General features: G+C 62.2%; 14 protein-coding genes and 1 pseudogene. 5 read left to right on the plus strand and 10 right to left on the minus strand.

Going from position 1 to position 17,433, the window contains the following annotated elements; genetic code table 11:
• Positions 1 to 69: 69 nt before the first annotated feature.
• Positions 70 to 534 carry a hypothetical protein gene (locus GK109_RS19495; protein ID WP_157242104.1) on the plus strand — a complete coding sequence of 155 codons (465 nt, stop codon included), beginning with the start codon at positions 70 to 72 and terminating at the stop codon, positions 532 to 534.
• A gap of 74 nt (positions 535 to 608) precedes the next feature.
• Here GK109_RS19495 and GK109_RS19500 read toward each other — a convergent pair whose 3' ends face one another.
• From GK109_RS19500 to GK109_RS19520, 5 genes are all read right to left on the minus strand, one after another.
• Positions 609 to 863 (minus strand): hypothetical protein, encoded by a 255-nt coding sequence (locus GK109_RS19500; RefSeq protein ID WP_157242105.1) that lies wholly within the window; start codon positions 861 to 863, stop codon positions 609 to 611.
• A 336-nt stretch (positions 864 to 1,199) separates the two neighbouring features.
• On the minus strand, positions 1,200 to 5,030 hold the full coding sequence (locus tag GK109_RS19505; protein ID WP_157242106.1) for a hypothetical protein: 3,831 nt from the start codon (positions 5,028 to 5,030) through the stop codon (positions 1,200 to 1,202).
• Positions 5,027 to 7,261 (minus strand): hypothetical protein, encoded by a 2,235-nt coding sequence (locus GK109_RS19510; RefSeq protein WP_197432504.1) that lies wholly within the window; start codon positions 7,259 to 7,261, stop codon positions 5,027 to 5,029. Before GK109_RS19510 ends, GK109_RS19505 begins: the two co-directional genes overlap by 4 nt.
• A 43-nt stretch (positions 7,262 to 7,304) precedes the next feature.
• On the minus strand, positions 7,305 to 8,204 hold the full coding sequence (locus tag GK109_RS19515; protein ID WP_157242107.1) for a hypothetical protein: 900 nt from the start codon (positions 8,202 to 8,204) through the stop codon (positions 7,305 to 7,307).
• 262 nt (positions 8,205 to 8,466) lie between these two features.
• Positions 8,467 to 10,884, minus strand: coding sequence for a type IA DNA topoisomerase (locus GK109_RS19520; protein WP_197432505.1), 2,418 nt, complete (start codon positions 10,882 to 10,884; stop codon positions 8,467 to 8,469).
• Between the two features lie 216 nt (positions 10,885 to 11,100).
• Here GK109_RS19520 and GK109_RS19525 point away from each other — a divergent pair, with 216 nt between their 5' ends.
• Positions 11,101 to 11,592, plus strand: a complete 492-nt coding sequence (locus tag GK109_RS19525) for a hypothetical protein (RefSeq protein ID WP_157242108.1) — start codon at positions 11,101 to 11,103, stop codon at positions 11,590 to 11,592.
• Positions 11,593 to 11,674: 82 nt separating this feature from the next.
• Here the strand turns inward: GK109_RS19525 and GK109_RS19530 are convergent, their stop codons facing one another.
• The 4 genes from GK109_RS19530 to GK109_RS19545 are packed head-to-tail and all read right to left on the minus strand — an operon-like array spanning position 11,675 to position 14,280.
• Positions 11,675 to 12,217 carry a hypothetical protein gene (locus tag GK109_RS19530; RefSeq protein ID WP_157242109.1) on the minus strand — a complete coding sequence of 181 codons (543 nt, stop codon included), beginning with the start codon at positions 12,215 to 12,217 and terminating at the stop codon, positions 11,675 to 11,677.
• The gene (locus GK109_RS19535; RefSeq protein WP_157242110.1) at positions 12,210 to 12,818 is read right to left on the minus strand and encodes a hypothetical protein; all 609 of its coding nucleotides are present in this window, start codon (positions 12,816 to 12,818) and stop codon (positions 12,210 to 12,212) included. Before GK109_RS19535 ends, GK109_RS19530 begins: the two co-directional genes overlap by 8 nt.
• A gap of 20 nt (positions 12,819 to 12,838) precedes the next feature.
• On the minus strand, positions 12,839 to 13,873 hold the full coding sequence (locus GK109_RS19540) for a hypothetical protein (protein ID WP_197432506.1): 1,035 nt from the start codon (positions 13,871 to 13,873) through the stop codon (positions 12,839 to 12,841).
• Entirely contained in the window at positions 13,870 to 14,280 is a 411-nt protein-coding gene (locus tag GK109_RS19545) for a hypothetical protein (RefSeq protein ID WP_197432507.1), read from the minus strand. Before GK109_RS19545 ends, GK109_RS19540 begins: the two co-directional genes overlap by 4 nt.
• A gap of 420 nt (positions 14,281 to 14,700) precedes the next feature.
• On the opposite strand from GK109_RS19545, the gene GK109_RS19550 reads away from it, so the two are divergent.
• The gene (locus GK109_RS19550) at positions 14,701 to 15,156 is read left to right on the plus strand and encodes a LexA family transcriptional regulator (RefSeq protein ID WP_157242111.1); all 456 of its coding nucleotides are present in this window, start codon (positions 14,701 to 14,703) and stop codon (positions 15,154 to 15,156) included.
• A 15-nt stretch (positions 15,157 to 15,171) separates the two neighbouring features.
• Entirely contained in the window at positions 15,172 to 16,476 is a 1,305-nt protein-coding gene (locus tag GK109_RS19555) for a Y-family DNA polymerase (RefSeq protein ID WP_231755125.1), read from the plus strand.
• A 79-nt stretch (positions 16,477 to 16,555) separates the two neighbouring features.
• Here GK109_RS19555 and GK109_RS19560 read toward each other — a convergent pair whose 3' ends face one another.
• A complete protein-coding gene (locus GK109_RS19560; RefSeq protein ID WP_157242113.1) occupies positions 16,556 to 16,744 on the minus strand; it encodes a hypothetical protein in 189 nt (62 codons plus the stop codon).
• Between the two features lie 239 nt (positions 16,745 to 16,983).
• Here GK109_RS19560 and GK109_RS22405 point away from each other — a divergent pair.
• Positions 16,984 to 17,229, plus strand: a pseudogene (locus GK109_RS22405) (SpvB/TcaC N-terminal domain-containing protein); the annotation flags it as partial.
• Between the last annotated feature and the right edge of the window lie 204 nt (positions 17,230 to 17,433).

Raw genomic sequence — 17,433 nt, forward strand, 5'->3', positions numbered from 1 at the left:
GACATACCGTCCACGGGGTTCTCTTTTTTCACCCGCTTCGCCCGGAACCGCTGCCACAGGAGAACCAGCATGACCCTCATAGCAAAGACCAGGTACTACCAGGGTCGAGTCGCCTACCCCAGCTCTGAACAGCTGAGGGCCGCGCGTGCCACGTGGGACTTCGATGACGTCCGCCGGCCGACGGAGGACGTCGACTGCACGCATATCCAGCGGATCGAGATCTCGGGTCGCGATGCTCAGGAAGCCCGCCTGATCGAGAAGGAAACGCTGGAGCGGTTCTTCGATTACATCGGACACAGATCCGGTTTCAGAGTGCTGACCCACGAGACGACGACAGGCTCGCATCAAGGTGCGGTGACGGCAATCCACGAAATTGTTTACGTCATCGAGTCGAGACCGACCAAGGGTTACGTGAAGCTGACACTCAAGTCAGAACTGCCACCTGAGCGCCCTGCCGACCTCGTGTCCGGAGTATTCAGTGATCAAAATCTTGACCAGATGAGTCGACTGTTCGAACAACCAAAGAGAGATTGAACCCTGGCAGGACGGTCAACAAAATGAAGACCCAGTGGACATCGCGTCCACGGGGTCTCTTGTTTCCTCCGGCTCTACCGCCGCGCCTTCAGATGATGGGCACGGTACTCATCCACCGTCTCCGGCGGACGACCGTTCTTCGGCAGGTTTGCCTCGATGAAGTCCAGATCCTCCCAGGCCTCCCGGTGTCTGATCCGCGACCTGGCGATAACTGCCAGCGCCGTGACCGACACCGCAATGTTGGCCAGGAACCACAGGATCCCCACCGTCAGCAGAGCCAGGAGGTACCCCTGGACCAACGCGCTGTCCTGCGTCGCCAGGGCAACCATGCACCCAAAGCCTGCCAGGCCCACCAGGAACCCTGCGATCCAACCCTCGACCGGGACACGGCCCTCTGTGAGCTCGCGTGGCGTATCCCGCCCACGTACAAGGTGGAGCGCTTCGCGAGTAAAAAGCCAGGCCCCAACGGCAGCCAGGCAATTCAGCCCCAGCTCCCGCAAGCCAGCAACCCACCAAACTCCTGATCGCCACCAGCCTCGCGGAAACTCGTCGCGCACCTTGGATCTAAGACTCGTCATGCTCTCTTCCTTCGTCTGGCCTGGACGGTGAGAAAGGCGCATCCGGCGGTGATCGGATGCGCCTCTCTCGGCTTCTACAACTGCCGATCAGTCCTTCGACTCATCAGACTCACGCTGTGCAACCGGACCGTCCGTGCGCTTCGGAGCACGGTCTGCCGCGCGGCGCGACCGAGCCGGACTCTGTTGCTGCGGCTGTGCCTCCACCTGGGCGGGCGTCCGAGGGGCCCCTGCGTTGCGAGCCTGACGGCTGTTCACGGTCGGGATCTTCCTCGGATTGCCAGCTGGAGCCGAAACCAGGGCGGACGGCTGCGGGGCTGCGCCCGAAGCCACCGACCGATCAGCCTGTTCCCGACGCTGGCCCTGCTGTGGACGAACAGCCGTCGTCGAGGCGACCTTCCGTCCTCCGTCCTGACGTGGAGCCGGAGCCGGAGCCGACGACGGAGCCTGCGGCTGCGGACGCTTTGCGTCCGGCTGCTGCACGTCCGAACGGCCGGCCGCACGACGTCCGCCCATTGCTTGGATCGGCTGCGCCACCTGGTTCGCCTGCCCCTGGACCGTCGAACCCTGCACAGGGGAGACAGAGCGAGTACCGGAGGCTGCCTGTGGAGCCTTGGTCGAGGCAGTGCCTGCCGCACCCGGAGTGCCCGGAGCGGCCTGATTCGCCGGCGTGCCCGCACGGCCCGGGTTCAGCTGGGCCGGACCGCTGGTGCCAGCGGAGAAGCGCGCACCCTTGGAACCGTGCTGAGCCGGGTTCGAGGAAGCCGAAGCCCCGCCCTGCGGACCGGAGCCGAACTGGGTCGGTCCCGTCTGGTCGGCCCCGTTGGTCCGGCCGCCACTAGTACGCATAGCGTTCTCGGATGCAGCCTGGATTCCACCGTTCCGGCCGTTGCCCTCGCCGGTGCTCTGACCCGACTGCTTCGTGCCCGGAGCACGCTGAACAACGCCGCCGCCAAGTCCAAAGCTGGTCTGACCACCAGTGACCTCGCCGCCGCGGGAAGAGGCGCGCTGAGCGCCCTGTCCACCGGTACCGGCCTGGCCGGTGCCCCCCTGGCCCTGTCCCGCGCCCGGGCGACCGGACTGGCCTTCGGCGCTTCCACGCGAGCCCTGCTGGCTACCGGTGCTGTAACCGAGGTTCGACAGCCCACCCTTGCCACTGAGGCTCTGCGCGGTCTCCTTATCGGAGCGTGAACTGCCAGGGTTACCGCTCGTGAGCTGCAAAGGACCGCCCTTGTCGCCACCGTCAGAGCCCTTCGAGCCCGCAGGGCCGTCGGAGCCGCTACTGGAAGGCAACGCGCGGACGTCGCCGCCACCACCCGAGGGCAGAGGCCGAGGACCATCATCCCCGCCGCCGCTCGACGGGCTGTCCGGATCATTGCCGCCGTCGAGCGCGAGTCCGCCCTTGCCAGCAGGCAGTGCCTGGTGGTCGCTGTTCAGGCCGCCGGCGTTTGTCGACGCAGTCTTGCCGCCGCCCGGGTTGCCGCCGGACGTCGGGGACTTCGAGCCGCCAAGTTTGCTGCCGACTCCCGAGGCAAGCTTGTTGCCCATGGCCATGCCCGCACCGGCTCCGGCCCCGGCGGCCAGCGACGGGAGCAGGCCGCTCTTGTCCGGCTTCGGTGCGGTGTTCGTCTCTAGGAACTTGTCCACGATCTTGGTGAACACTTCGTCCATCGCTTGCAGCACGACCTTGCGCACCCGCAGGAGAGCGACCGTGACACCCATGACCAGAAGTGAGGAGATCAGGGTGAGGACCACCACGATGATTCCGCCGAGCATGCCACTGCCCCAGATGCCATCCTTCGCCATCAGCGCCGACACGGGTCCGGCGATGATGTCAGGGATCGAGATCAGCAGCTCCGAGACGAACTGGTAGATGAACAGCGTTACGAGTACCTCGAGAACCAGCGCGATCGAATAGACGATCACCTTGCTGATGGCTGCCAGCGCACCAATCGTGGCGAACGGAATCGCCGCCACAAGACTGAAGGTGCGCTTGATCGCACCGGCCAGCATGCCGATGGCGTACCAGAAGCCAAGCAGGACGAGTGAGCCGAGAACGGTTGCCGCGTTGGACCAGTACATGAACTTCGCCGGTCCGGTGCCCACCTGGCTGACGGCCATGTGGTCCTCGCGGGTCAGTCCGCTGGTGACGTTGTTCGAACTGAACAGGGTCATGGACGAAGCGTCGAAGCCCGTGTTCAGGTAGTTGTAGGCGGACATCGCCGACATGTTGCATGAAACCGGGGCGTCATTCTCCCAGACCCTGAGCCCGCAACCGTGCTTCGTGCCCAGCGAGGTAAAGACCTTCGAGTCCCCGCCGGGGTTTGACGAGGTCAAGCCGGGGCCGTTCACTGCCAGTATCGGGTGATTGGTCGGGATGTAGTCACCCTCGTCACCGAACCGCTCGCTGTCGCCATAACTCGCCTTGTCGATGAACCATTCCTTCTTGACATCCGAGTCCACAACCAGGGCCATGATCGAGCTCTTGATCGACGACTCGAAATCGGAAGCCGAGGCCTTTTCGCCGACAATGTAGCGGCCGAGCATCCCGTACGTTGCACCGATTGCTGCCGCATCCTGGTCGACGTTGCACTGAGCCGATTCCTTACCGTCCGCACCGATCGTGCAGCCGTCGGGGCGGCCGTAGGACGCGCTGCCATCACGCCATGCCGAGCCGGCGTCTCCGGGCTTCGTCCCGACATTGATGCTGGAGAACAGGGAGCCATGTGCCTGGCGATTGATGGCCAGGGCGCTCGTGCGCACTCCCATCATCGCGTCGTTGCTCGCCTGGTCGCCGTTCCAGGCAACCACAGCGCCCTCAGGTACAGCCAGACGATCATTCATCATCCATGCGTCGAAATCGACGTAGGTCGAGAGGACCACCCTGGTCGGCCCGGCCTGCGAGCCCCATACCGAGTCGTCGAACTTATCGAGGACGCCGGTGTACATGGAGCCCATCAGCGGCAGACCTACGCCGATAAAGACAACGCGGATGACCAGCTTCTTGATCGCGGAACCGCGATCCATCTTCTTGAACAGAACCAGGCCGATGAGCAGGAAGGCGATGAACAGCGGGACCAGCGCTTCCCAGGCGATGGACTGAAGCAAGCTGTACCAACCCGCGATCCAATGCTGCAGACCCGCCAGTGCGCCTCCTCCGGAGTCGCCTCCGGTCATCCCTTCTGCCAGTTCCTGCTGGTGCGAACTGGAGGTGCTCCCGCCCGAATCCGCCGTGACCTTGACCGCCTGGTAGAACCACATGAACGGGTTCACAACCTTCAGCAGCTGGATGACGAGCCAGAAGCACGTACTCACAAGCAGTGCCAGGGAGTAGAGGATCAGCATGATTCCGCCACCGATCAGCGACAGGATCTGCCCGCCGACGCCCGTGGACATGGTGTCCAGTCCGAGGTCGGCGTTCGCCGCGCCGAAGTGGGCGTAGTCGAGCATGCCGGAGTAGACATTCGCGCCGTTGCCGCCGGACACCCTCAACGAGTCATACTTGATCGTCTGCGTGGAACCCGTCGCCTCCGCGTAGAGCCATCCGACGACGTTGAAGAGGTTGAACTCAGGGTCGGCGTAGCCAAGCATGTCGCCACCGGTGGCCGGGTTGCCCGTGATCTCCCTCCATGTCTCGGTCATCCGCTCATCGGGCGCATTGTCGTTGTCCGGAGAGTTCTCCTTGTTGAAGTAGTTTGCAGCGTTGGATGAGAGGTTATACAGCGAGTAGTTGTCGCGCTCCTCTTCTGCGTGTGCCGTTGGCGCGAATACCGTCATCAACAGTGGCAGAACCAGCGCCATAAGCAGCGCCAGGGCAAGGACGCGCGCCAGCGGTCCCCGGGCATCTGCTCCACCCCGGATCCGCGCCACAAGCGTGGTGATCCCGTTCATCTTTTCCTCTCTGTCCGTGATGGCGCTCATGGCTTGCGCAACTTCTGCGGAACCTCGCCGGTCTTCTTCAGGCTCTTCTTTTTCGCCGCTTCCCGAATTGAACTCTTGGATCCGTCCTCCTCGGGCTCGACGTTCTGGCGGGCGCTGGTGAGCTTCGCTCCCGGGGCCGGCTTCTCCTTCATCAGCTGGTCCATCCGGGCCGACTCCTCGGCTTTGGCCGCCTCGAGCCGCACCTGCCTGCGCTGGGCCTCGCGGTAGGGATTGATCCCCAGCGCCAGATCGAGGTGGAAAACCACATTCGAGACGTCGCGGCGCAGGTATGTGAGGTTCTCGCCCTTGGTCGTGATGAGTTGGGCGAGATCCGGCGGGATCTGCTGGTGCAGCTGTTTTTGGTACTCCGCCACCGTGCGGTCGCGCATCGGGCCGAAGAGCGTGTAATCCGCAGCGTCAAACTTGTTGAAACCCGAATCCTCAAGCATCGTGTCGACGTCGTTGTAGCTGTAGACCACACGGCCGCCACGCTCGTGCATGTGATCAAACTGATCGCGCAGGTACTTCTTCACCCGGTCATCGATCTGCTCAGTGCCATGGATTACCAAGGTGTCCCCGAGACCCAATCTGCCGACCGCGAAGCCGACGATGTTGACCAGCTGGGCCATGGCCACACCCTTGCCGCGACGCATCAGCCGGGAGAAGTCATAGACCACACGCTTGGCATCCCGGATCCCGTCGACCGCCGAGGCAGTGTGGTTGTTGAACAGATCACCGTTCGTCGAGAGCATGTTCGATGCGATGCCCTTGAGCACGTTGTATGCACGCAGCTGGTCAGGGTCGGTCTTGCCCGAGTTCAGCAGTGCCTTGTGCGCGGTGTCGAGGTACGACACGAACATCTGCAGCCGCGGTACCTGCTGGTGCGGGATGTTCACCACGCGCAGGCGGCGTCGCTGCTCCTTGGCGTTGTGCCGCCACATGCCCTGCTCGACATAGAAATCCGTTGCGGTGTCTTCCAGCGCGCTGCGGATGATCGAGGCCACAGAGCCATCGGTCGATTCGTAGAGCTGCTCGAACATCAGTTTGAGCTTCTCCATCTGTGCGGCAAAAACGGTAAGCTCGTCGTCCTCTTCACCGAACATCTCGAAAGGGTTCACATCGCCACGGTTCAGGTCCACGCGGGAGGTCAGTCGCTCGAACTTCGGCCCCAGCTTGTCCAGATTCGCCCCATCGAGGACCAGATGAACCACCGCGCCGTTGCCGAGCATGCAGGCCTGCGAGAGCTTCGAGCACCACATATTCGAAACGCGCTGCCGGTCCAGATATCCACTGAGCGTCGTATCGGCTACGACCACGTGATGCTCATACCGGTTCACGTCCATGAGCACAGCTGAATTGTTGACGTCACCGACCATGTAACCGACGTACTCGCCGCCCTTGTCGTTGAGCCCGTTGGTCACCAGTGAGTAAGAGCCTGCCAGCTCCGTCGAGGTGTAATGAAAGCCCTTGCCGCGCTTCTTTTCGTTGGTCTTGAACAGGCTGGAGAGCTCCTGGCGCTGTTCGCCGGCATACGGTTCAGCCTTGAGCGTGCCGAAGCGGTCGATGTAGAGCCGGGTGACCCTGTTGATCGAATCCTCCAGAATCTGCAGATCAGGAGCCTTGAGGAAAAGCCGGTTGTGTACCGAGAGGTAGCTCGCGCCGTCCTGGATTTCGCCGATGGTCACCTCGAGGTCCGAGGTAACCTTCGCGGCCTTTCGCTTCGAGGAAGTCGTGCCCGTCTCCGCCTGCTCGTTCGAGTCCAGCCGGTCCAGCTTCTCTGACTGCTTCGTGAATTGGTCGACCCACTTCTCGTCCATCCGGCGCACCTGCTCCAGGACCACCGCGGTGACTCGGTCGTCGAGACCGTCCGGGATCCTGTCAATGCCCCAGAACGCGGCGAAATTGTCGTGCGCCGCGTCATCGTGGAAGTACGCGAGTACGCAGCCGACCGATCCATCGACCTCAAAGTAATCAGAGCGGAAGAGGTATTTCTCGCGCGGCTTGAGTGCCAACAGGTGCGGATACGAGTCGAACCGCCCCTCCAGCTTCTTCATTTCCTGGCGGCGCTGCCACCAGTTCTTCTTCGGCTCGGCCGGCTCCTCCTCGACAGCTGGAACACCCTCGAGGACCGCCTCCGATTCTTCGACCGACGGTGCGGGAGCCGTGTCCTCGTTCTTGTTCTTCTTTCCCGGGATACCCAACTGCGCCCGGGCCTTTGTCATCAGCGCCATGTCGTCCGTCGTCCTTGTCGTCGTTCGTCTCAGTCGGCCGGTCTCAGCTCAGCGATGCTTTGAGAGAGGGCAGTTCGTCATCAATTCCCTGGTAGAAGACCCGGAGCATGGGTTCGGTCTCCCAGCGGTCGAGGACCGTCGCCTCCTTGATCATCAGCGCCGACCCCTCGACCTCGGCCTGCAGCACCATGTGGGCCCCGCGCAGAGCGTCCGCGCTCTTTCCCCTGAGCAGCAGGTACTGGTGTATCGAGGTGAACTTCCCGCCGACATGTTGAGTGAGAATGTCGTACTGCTCGTTCTGCAACTCGATAAGATCCGGGTCCCGGACCTGGAGCACATGGTTCCGCTCCTCAAGTGAGGCAACCTGGTGGTAGATCCGCTGCGGCTCCTTCGTAGTGATGAAGGACCATTCACAGGTCGACCCGATCTTGCGCCAGAAGGCATCGACCCTGTCCAGGATTCCAATCCGGTCCTCGTCGAAGAGCAGGTAGGACGCCGAACCGACGACCAGGTAGACCTGGCCCTCACCCCCGTCGGAGTAGTGGATCCGGCCGTCCTCCTCGATTCCGTCGATGCCCACTATCGAGTAGAAGTCGCTCGGATCAGAGCTGCGACGGGTGTAAACCGTCCGTGCCCTGGAGGAAAGATAGGCAAGCAGAGCGGGAATAGTCATCGCCCGCAGCTCCTTGGTCTTCGTCATGCCTCCGAAGTAGCCGATCGCCAACAGGGCCCAAATGACGAAGAAGGTGATGAACACCGGCCCCGAGCTCGCCACAAACGTCTGCGTGATGATCCACAGCACAGCCAGCACACCGCCGCCGAAGAAGAGCAGCTGCTTGATGGGGGAGGGTTTCGCCGCCCAGCCGCCCTTGCTCAGCGTGATCTCGTGGTCAAGGAACGACCGGTTGAGGCTCGTCGGCACCTTGTACGACGTCTTGGCCATGAATCTCTCCCTGCTACCCGCGGATTTGTCCGCCCCTGCCCGAATGCCCTCATAGACGAGGGATACATGACTACTCTACCTTAGAGTGACCAGTCGAATCGAGTACGACTGACATGCAAATGGCACCGCCCAATAACAGGGGACTCGCGGTCCGAGGTTATTGGGCGGTGCCACTTTTCCGCTAGATTGCGCAGTATCAGACTATCCGAGCATCTATTGAATGATTACTCAATGACCAGTCGATTGGATCCTTCGCAGAGAATCAGCTGAACGATGGGACGAGCTTCCTCTTCCCGCCCTCGTCCTTCCATGCCAAGGTTGCGTCAAACTTCTTACCCTTACTCGAAGTGAAGCCCTTACCCTTGATCGTCTTACCCGCGGCCAGTGCTGCGAGCTGGTCATCAGTGAACGCCACACCACACCAGCTCTTCGGCGGTGTGTCCAGGGAGGCCTCGAAATCAGGGACGATCTTCTTACCGCCGCCCTTCTTCTCCTCTTTGAAAAAGACCTTGCACTGGAACCGGTTACCCTTCTGCGAAACGAAGTCGCTGGACTCAACGCCCTCGCCGGCCATCAGCCGGTCGATCTCGTCCTGCGTGAAGCTGTACTGGCACCAGGACGCAGGCGGCAGGGCGTTGCCGTTCGCGTCGCGGCGGCCGAACCCCTGCTTCTGGAACCCGACGAACTTCCGCCCCTTGAACGTGCCCTCGCCGAGTACGCCGAAGACCTCGTAGCTGCTCCCTGTGCTGCTGGTGGCTGAGAACTCGATCGTCTCTCCGGACAGCAGCTTGACGACTTCATCATCGGAGAAACGGTGGCCGCCCCATTCGCGAGCAAAGACCACTGATTTGCCGGTTTTCGACCAGGTGCCCTGTGCGCGCTCCTTCTGGACGACAGCCTCCTCCTTCAATCCGAGCTCGGAGCGCATCACGGCGACGTTCTTCTGCATCGTGGCGATGTCCTCGCGTACCCATCCGGCTACGACTGCGAGGCGTTCCTCAGCCGTCGCCGTCCCGGCGGCGATGTCCTTCATGTCCGCGTAGACCTTTTCGGTCAGTGCAAGGTCGCCGATCCGAGTGCCTGGGAGGAGCCGCCAGCTCATGTCCCCGGCCTCGGCGAGAGTGAGCTTGCGTCCCTTCTCGACCAACAGCGGGTACTTCGTCTTGGTACTGGTGACCTCGGAGTAGGTGCTGGTGCGCGTTGCACCGGTGCCCACGTCACGCTTCTCCAGCTGCTTCATCAGCCACTTCATGCTCGGGTGCTCGGCACGCTTGTTTGCCCCCTCGAAGACGAACGGCTCCGCATTGGTGCCCAGGCCCTTGGCCGACTCGTTCTCGTCGCCCTCGGCCGAGTCGTCACCTGCGTCCGGATCGAAGACCGCCTTCCAACCCGCAGAGAGCGGGACGTTTGCGATGCCCGCGAAGTCCGGATACTTCTCGACGTGACCCTTCTGCTGCTCGTAGATATAGTCCTCGGCCACCATCGCCAGGTAGTTCTTGCCCAAGGTTTCGTAGATCAGACGGCCGGCTTTGCCGAAGCGCTGCTCGACGTCGTCCAGCGAGGAAGGCACCTTCGGGCCCGGCCGGTTCGCACCGTGCGCGCCCTGCGGCTTCACGTGCGTCTTCCGCGGCCCGCGGTGCGTAAGCAGCTTCGTGTCCACGCCCACCACCCCGGCGATCCTGTCCACGAGAGGCGCGAGCTCATTGAATTGCTCGGGGGTGATCGTCTTATCCTCGGTACGCGGGTAGCTCACGACCTGCGCCTCATACATCTTCTGGTACGTCGAAAGCACCAGCTGGGCCTTGATGCCCTTGCCGACCAGGAGCGAGGACAACGCTGCAAGGTCCAGCAGCTTCGGCGGAGCAGTCTGCTTTTTCGCCTTGCCGTCGAGCACCACGGGGGAGGGGCCGTACTGATTCGGCACCTGGTCCTTCTTGTCGAACCGCGGCTCCTCCTGGTTCGTGTACATCACGTCGTTCTCATCGCGAAAACGGTTCTGGAAGAACGGCTTCTTGACGTAGTCGTTGTACTCCTTCAGCTGGTCGCCGACCAGCTTGACCATCGCGCTCTTGAGTCGCCCCTGCCGCAACACGGTGTTCTGTCCCGATTGACGGGCCATGTTCGTGGCAATGCGCGTGAACTGCATGGAGAGCAAATCAAACTGGGAGCGGTAGCGCGCCTTCTTGTACTCATCGAAGTCCAACAGCGACGGGATCGTCTTGCGGGCTGCAAACGCCTTCTGCAGTGAAGCGGCGGCCTCGTCCGTGAAGTACATGCGCGACCAGGTCTTCGCTCTGAGGCCCAGCTCGAGGAAGGCGTTCACCGCAATCATGCCGCCCTCGCCCGTGGGATCGACGTCGGTGGCGATCACGATCTCGTCGCATTTGGCCAATGTGCGCTTGACGTCCTGTGCGACCGAGCCTGCATCCTTGATCACCTCGAGCTTCCAGTCGAGGTCGTCCGGATTCCACGGCAGACTACCCAGATCCCAAGTCCGGTACTTATCCGCCAGACCCGGGTCGCCGACCATCTTGTGCGGATCAACGAATTCGTACAGATGCCCCCGTGCATGGGCGATCACGAACTGCTCCCCGTTGTACGTGCCGCTCGTTCCACCAAGGGCCGCAGCGAAGTGCCGCGCCGCGCTCGGCTTCTCCGTAAGGATTCCGACAACCATCATGACTCCTTCTCGTCGATTACTCGTAAATCAGTCATAAGTCTATCGAGTGACCTATCGAATGGCGAGTCAAAGACGAGTCGCATGAGCGTCTGTCAAAACGGAAGTCAGCGATGCCGGCACGTGTTGCGAACCGGGATTTGCTCCTGCTGTACGTCCCTGAACGGGGGTAACGTTTAAAGGGCCGTACGCCCTCGCCCGACCCCAGGAGCACGAACCATGGCCCTCGACCAGACTTTCCTACGCTCGCCCCAGGACTTCCGCAGCATGCTCGTGGACATGCAGGAAGGAAGCTGGCCCCCGGACGAGGCCGACGTCATCCGTATTGCGCAGGCCAGCGCTCTGCTGATCGAGTGCATCGACGCCTGGGAGACCACCACGCACGGCAAGAATGTCTTTGACGTCACCCGCGGGGAGATCACTACTGCAGATGTGCGCCGACTCCTTGCCCAGGAGGTCGCACTGAGCTACGAAGGCGATGTCGCGGTCCTGCTGGTGCCGCCGGGAGACGAACGCGTGCGCGTCGAGATCCGTGCCGACGTAGACGAATACCAAGGGTTACTGAAGCGCCCGGAGATGGTCCTTGACTGGGACGAGGACGGCGAGGAACACCAGCACCACATCTCCCTCAAGCCCAAAGGCCCGCACTGGTACATGCTCTCTCAGCTGCGCGACGACATGAAGGAAGGTCGACTCGTCAGTCAGTCTTGAGCGCTGCTGAACGCTTAGTTCAGGTGTCGGCTCCAGAAGGGATCATCGGCCCAGTCCTCGGGGATGCCCATGCCGCGAAGATTCAGCGCCCGGCCGGCAGTGCCACGCCGAGTCGGACGCGATAGACCTTGAGCACCTTGCCCAGTGTCCTCAGGCCCTCGTGATGGTCAATACCCGTCTCCAGCTCTTTGAGCCGTCTCGGCCGGATTCCTGCGACCTCGGCGACTTGCTTGTGTGTCGCTTTCCCGCGGAGCTTGACCAGCAGGTCCGGAAGATCCTCCCCAAGGTCCTCGAACATCCGGAACTTCTCGGTGGTCCCCATCCTTGTATGGCCGATATGAAGGTGCCCGCAGTGTCCGCAGGAGTACCAGCTCGTCGAAGGATCTCCGCGCAGCCTGTCCGGGATCTCTGACTCGCTGCGATAGCGCCGCTTGAAAACCTCCCTGCCGTCGCGCACCGTCATGCACTCGCGCGGAGCGTCCTGAGGCCGGGCGGCAGGATTCGCCATCCCGGCGCACTTCGATGCACAGAACAAGCCGAGCAGCACCTGATCCTGGGGACGAAGCCCCAGTCCCTTGCCGCACCCCTTGCACCGCTGCCTCTTCGGGAACAGAGTCTCAGCCACCCTTGCTCTCCTTCTTGTTCTTCGTCCTGTCAGCTTCTGCCTTCAAACGCTCACGCCTCGCGCGGGCTGCGGCCTTGATCCTTGTGCGGTATTCCGGGTCATCCCGGTACCGCTGCAGCTGGCGCTGCCTCTTGTGCTCGGCCCGTTGCGGATCGGCGGCGATGTACCGGGCGCTGGCCGCAGACTGCTTCGCCAGGAATCCGGGATCCTGGCGGTACCGGCGAAAATGGTCGCGCTTGCATGGTCGACAGACCCAGGTGCCGTCCTTGGCCCAATAGCCGTTCTCCTCATTCATCGCGTGCCCACGGGCGCAGCTCGTGCTGCCCGGGCGGCGCAATGGCTTCGAGGCCATCTCCATATGCTCCGGATTCACGCAGTCGCTCCGGCTACAGCTCATGCGCAGGATCTGATCCTGTGTCAGCGGCTCAAGACCCAGATCCTCCTGAAGCGCCGCCCACGCGAAGCGGCGAAGCGTGACCGAGGACCGCCCGTGCGCCAGACCGAAGCGGCCTGACGCGGACCAGAGCCAGCAGCCGGTGCCGTCCTGGGCCCCGGCTTCCTTGTCGACTTTCGCCCAGAACCGCTCGGCATCTGCGCTCATACGAGCCTGAATACCACTACTCACCTGATCGGCCGCCCTTCACGCTCCCGTTCGATCCTCGCCTGTTTCTTCGTTTCCTCCCGCACCTTGTCGCGTACGAAGAGCGCATCCTTGTGGATGATCGGGGCGTCATGGATGTTGTGTGAGCCGCGCAGAAAATTGCTCGTGCGGTCCGCAATCGAATAAGCAAGCGCCTGCTCGATAGCGGCACTGGCGTCCTTCACTTCGCCCACCTGCTCGCGCAGACCCGCCAGACCCTCGTTCCGCTCGCGCTCACGCCGTTCGAGGTTCTCCATGCGGGCCGCGATGCTGCCCAGCAACGGATCTCTTGACCGGAACAGCTGCGCCGCCCGGCGCGTAGCCGCGTCGACGTCCAAGCCGAGGTCCAGTTGAGCCAGCAGGAAGGCCGTGACCAGACTTGCCTGGCTCAGACGCTCGGTGAACTCCCTGGCGGCCGCATCGCTTGCGCCAAACTCCCGAACAGCCGCAGAGCGCAGTTGCTCGCGCAGTGTGCCGACCAGGACCTCGGGCAAAGCCCGGACTGCCGGCTGGCTTTTGACACCGGAGAGACGGAATCCGGTCTGGGGGAGCGTCACGCTGTCGCCTTCGTCCCCTCCGTCCGAACCACCTCTCGCCGCCGCGCTCTGAACGGCCTCCTGATGGTCGGTGTGCTGGAGCGGGACCGGGGGTGTGAGGTTCGCCTCCGCATGCGGAGGCATCGGGGGAGCGAGCACGTCGGTCGCGTCGGAGAGATCCTCCGCATCATCGTGCGCCTGAGGGGCTGCTGCCTCTCCCGGCTGGGACGCAGCTGTCCCGGTTGCGCCGGATGAACCGGAGCCGCCGTGTTGTGTGGACGATCCTTCGCGCTCGAGATCACCGGAAGCAGCGTCAGGATTCGGTTGAAGATCCTTACCGGACTCCTCCTGCTCGAGCGCCCTGGCCTGGGCCTTCTTCAGACCATCGCTGCCGCCGGTGCGATAGGCGTCAAGGAATGACGTATCGATGTCCATGCGTTCATCGGTCGAGGGCATGATTTCGTTCAGGTCCTGGCTCACGTCAGTTCCCCATTCTCTTCATCGAGCAGGTAGTTGTCGCCGCGGGTCAAGCCGATGAGGGAGTCGAAGCCCATGGTGACAACCCGCTCCAAATTCGCGGTGTTCGTCGAGACGGCCTTGAGCTCGTCAATGACCTGGTTGATGCGGGCGGTGAGAATGTCCGGGATGTCGAAGTCGAGATTCTCACGTTCGATCTTCTCGGCTACAGCCTCAGCAATATACTCGTTGACCGAGTCGTAATCGCGCCGGTCAGCCCAGTACTCGGCCCGCTGCTTCTCGTCCCTCGACAAACGAGTGAAGGCCCGCTCCCGGCGGTCGTTGCCGTTATGATCGACGCCCGGCCCGCCCCCGGACGGTCGGGCAATACCGGATCGAGCAGCCAACTTTGACTCCTGGGCGACGGTCATGTCTCACCTCTTCTGTCGTATTCGACTGATGTATGAGTCCATTCTATCGCCATTCGACTCGCTGTCACGAGAGGCGACAATGTCGGCATGAGTGATCTTTGCGAATGGACCATTCAGGAGGATAGAGTCATCCACACCACCCGATCAGCGTCTGATCGTGTGCACCCAGGCGGCCTTGGCTTCTCGACCCCAGAGCCAGGGCCGCCAAACATGATTCGCATATCCATCCATGCGAAAAAAGAAGGCCCCGGCGCGCGTAAAGCGCACCGGGGCCTTTTTCTGCCTGCTGTCCGGATTCGAAGCCCTTCGGGTTGCCGCCCAAGCGCCACCTCGGTGGCCTGGATTCCCGCTGGCGTTGTGTGCCGTCTCCGTCCGGGCGTACGATCTACTATCGAACATACGTTCTAAAAGGAAGTGGATATGCAGGCCTCGCAGCCAGAACCCCTGGCGCTCGACGAGCCGCTGATACTTCCGCTCGCGCCGGAAGCGGTGGCCTGCGGCTTCCCCAGCCCTGCAGAGGGATATTGGTCCGGAGACCTTGATCTCATCAAACACATGGTCCGCGACCCGGCCTCCACATTCGTCTGGAAGGCAGCCGGCCATTCCATGACCGGAGCCGGAATCAACGACGGCGACCTGCTGCTCGTGGACCGGGGGATCGATCCCATCCCGGGCAAAATCGTGATCGCTGTCGTCGACGGCGAATACACAGTCAAACGACTCGATGTCATCCAGGGTCGCACGGTTCTCCTCGCCGAGAACCTTGACTACGCAGACATCGTTCTCCATGAATACACGGAGATGACGGTCTGGGGTGTGGTCACATGGATTCTGTCTTCTCCGAAAATCAGACGCGGTGTCAGACCTCGTCGATAGTCTCCGGCCGTGGCAATGACTTCTCTGACCCCAGGACCCGACCAAATCGCTCTCGTGGACTGCGTCTCCTTTTACGCCAACGCTGAGCGGGTCTTCGACCCTACGCTGCACAACCGGCCGACCCTGGTCTTGTCGAACAATGACGGATGCGTGGTCGCTGCATGCCCGCTGGTGAAGGCCCTGGACCCTGACATCATGGGCAAGCCGTGGTTCAAGATCCGCGGCTGGTGCCAGGCCAAAGGCGTTGAGGCGAGGTCATCGAACTACGAGCTGTATGGCTCGCTGAGCGCACGGGTTGCCACCATCCTGGGCCGCTTCAGTGCGTGGCAGGAGGTGTATTCGATTGACGAAAGCTGGCTGAAACTCCGGGGGACTCCTAACGAGCTCGAACCACTGGGCCAAGAGATCCGCCGGACTGTCCTCCAGCTGACCGGCATTCCTGTCCGTGTCGCGATCGCTCCCACGAAAACCTTGGCCAAGGTCGCGGCTCTCGGCATCAAGAAAAACCCTGCTTTCGACGGTGTGCTGGACCTCCGGCGCTTCCCTGAAGAGCGGCTGGACCGGATCCTCGACTCACTCCATGTCACAGACCTCTGGGGCGTCGCCGGCCGTAACGGCAAACGCCTTGCCGGGCTCGGCATCCACACCGCCAAAGAACTGCGCGATGCTGTTGCCAAATGGCTCCGCAAGCGGTTCTCCGTCGTCATGGAGAGAACCATCCTGGAGCTCCGGGGACAAAAATGCATCGAGCTGGAGACTCAGCCGCGCGCCGCCAAAGACCAGCTCATCTACTCCAGGAGCTTCTCCCGCAAGATCACGGACCCCGACGAGATGCACCAGGTGCTCTCGATCTACGCGCAGCGGGTCTCGGCACGTCTGCGGGCTCAGGGTTCTGTCGCCGGTGTCCTGTCGGTCTGGGTTGCGACCGGCTGGGCTGATGAAGGGACCGTCGCCCATTCAGCACACAGGGCTGTTCCGCTGGCTGTGCCGACCGATGACCCGATCGCGCTCACGAAGGCGTCCAGCGCAATCCTGCCTGAACTCTTTCCCGAGCCCGGCATCCGATACGCCCGGGCAGGCGTCGTGCTCACCGGGCTGCGCGCAGCTGACGGCATTCAATTCTTGCCTATGTTCCAGTCCCAATTCGAAGACCGGGGGATAGGCGAGGTACTCGACGAGATCACCAGGAAGCTGGGCAAAGAAGCCGTCGGTGTCGGTCTCGGCGGCATGAAGACACCGCCGGATTGGGAAATGAAACGCGCGATGCTCTCGAAGAGGTGCACGACGCATTGGGATGAACTTCCCGTGGCCGTGGCCTAACCCGGCAACACCGCGGACGCGCGCCGGATCCTGGCCCGGGAAGTCGCCGACAGCTACGAAGGCGACTTTGCGGTACTTGCTACTGCCCGAGGGGGAGCAGCGCGTGCGTGTCGAGCTCAGGGCATTCGTCGACGAAGGCAGCGACCTGCTGCGCCGGCCGGAGCTCGTGCTCGACTGGAGGCACGGCGGCGAAGAGCATGAACACTACGTCTCCCTCAAGCGGAAGGGCGCGCATTGGTCCGATCAGGCCGCCTTTGAATGCGCTCATTAATGTCCTCCGTACTAGATGCATGCTGCTTGCCGTGTGGCACCCCCTTTCAGCCCGGGACAGGGATCTTATCTCAAAGGAAACGAGAGGGCCTTGAATCTAGAAGTCCAATCGGAGCATTATTTGACAATAGTCAGGGCCGCAATCGGTAGGGCGTGAATTCGATGTGGCACAAGTTCAGATTTTTGTTTATAGGCATGTGCCTTTGTTTCGTCGCGGCCAACTCGGGAATCACGGTGATGACGAGTGAACCAACCAGTGCCCATGGGGCAGCGATCGTGTCCACTGAGAGCGTAGGCGGTGTAGCGGCGGCCAAAGTCCAGGGAAATGCCGCTGTATCTCGAACTGGAGCTGCTACTTATACTATTCCGCTCTGGGTCCCTGCCGGACGCCTAGGCCTACAGCCCTCGCTCGCCCTACGTTACTCTTCGGAGAACGGCAACGGTGTGGCTGGCATGGGGTGGTCGGTTTCGGGCTTATCCCGAATTTCGCGGTGTGCTCGCACAGTGGCACGGGATGGATTTGTACAAGGAATCAACTTCAGTGACGGCCCGGCTGGGGACAGATACTGCCTTGACGGAGTGCGACTTCTCTTGCGGACCGGCGAGGAGGGTGCCACCGGAGCTACTTATCACCCGGAGACGCAGGCGGACACGAAAGTCACCATCTCGGAGGCTGACTCTAGAGGA

The organism is Pseudarthrobacter sp. GA104 (genome assembly GCF_009741265.1).
GTDB lineage: Bacteria > Actinomycetota > Actinomycetes > Actinomycetales > Micrococcaceae > Arthrobacter.

Excerpts from the sequence above, each read along its gene's own strand:
- GK109_RS19500 (WP_157242105.1), bottom strand. The coding sequence starts at position 863 with ATGGTTGCCCTGGCGACGCAGGACAGCGCGTTGGTCCAGGGGTACCTC.
- GK109_RS19560 (WP_157242113.1), bottom strand. The coding sequence starts at position 16,744 with ATGAGCGCATTCAAAGGCGGCCTGATCGGACCAATGCGCGCCCTTCCG.
- GK109_RS19505 (WP_157242106.1), bottom strand. The coding sequence starts at position 5,030 with ATGAGCGCCATCACGGACAGAGAGGAAAAGATGAACGGGATCACCACG.
- GK109_RS19495 (WP_157242104.1), top strand. The coding sequence starts at position 70 with ATGACCCTCATAGCAAAGACCAGGTACTACCAGGGTCGAGTCGCCTAC.
- GK109_RS19525 (WP_157242108.1), top strand. The coding sequence starts at position 11,101 with ATGGCCCTCGACCAGACTTTCCTACGCTCGCCCCAGGACTTCCGCAGC.
- GK109_RS19535 (WP_157242110.1), bottom strand. The coding sequence starts at position 12,818 with ATGAGCGCAGATGCCGAGCGGTTCTGGGCGAAAGTCGACAAGGAAGCC.
- GK109_RS19550 (WP_157242111.1), top strand. The coding sequence starts at position 14,701 with ATGCAGGCCTCGCAGCCAGAACCCCTGGCGCTCGACGAGCCGCTGATA.
- GK109_RS19555 (WP_231755125.1), top strand. The coding sequence starts at position 15,172 with ATGACTTCTCTGACCCCAGGACCCGACCAAATCGCTCTCGTGGACTGC.
- GK109_RS19520 (WP_197432505.1), bottom strand. The coding sequence starts at position 10,884 with ATGATGGTTGTCGGAATCCTTACGGAGAAGCCGAGCGCGGCGCGGCAC.
- GK109_RS19510 (WP_197432504.1), bottom strand. The coding sequence starts at position 7,261 with ATGGCGCTGATGACAAAGGCCCGGGCGCAGTTGGGTATCCCGGGAAAG.
- GK109_RS19515 (WP_157242107.1), bottom strand. The coding sequence starts at position 8,204 with ATGGCCAAGACGTCGTACAAGGTGCCGACGAGCCTCAACCGGTCGTTC.
- GK109_RS19545 (WP_197432507.1), bottom strand. The coding sequence starts at position 14,280 with ATGACCGTCGCCCAGGAGTCAAAGTTGGCTGCTCGATCCGGTATTGCC.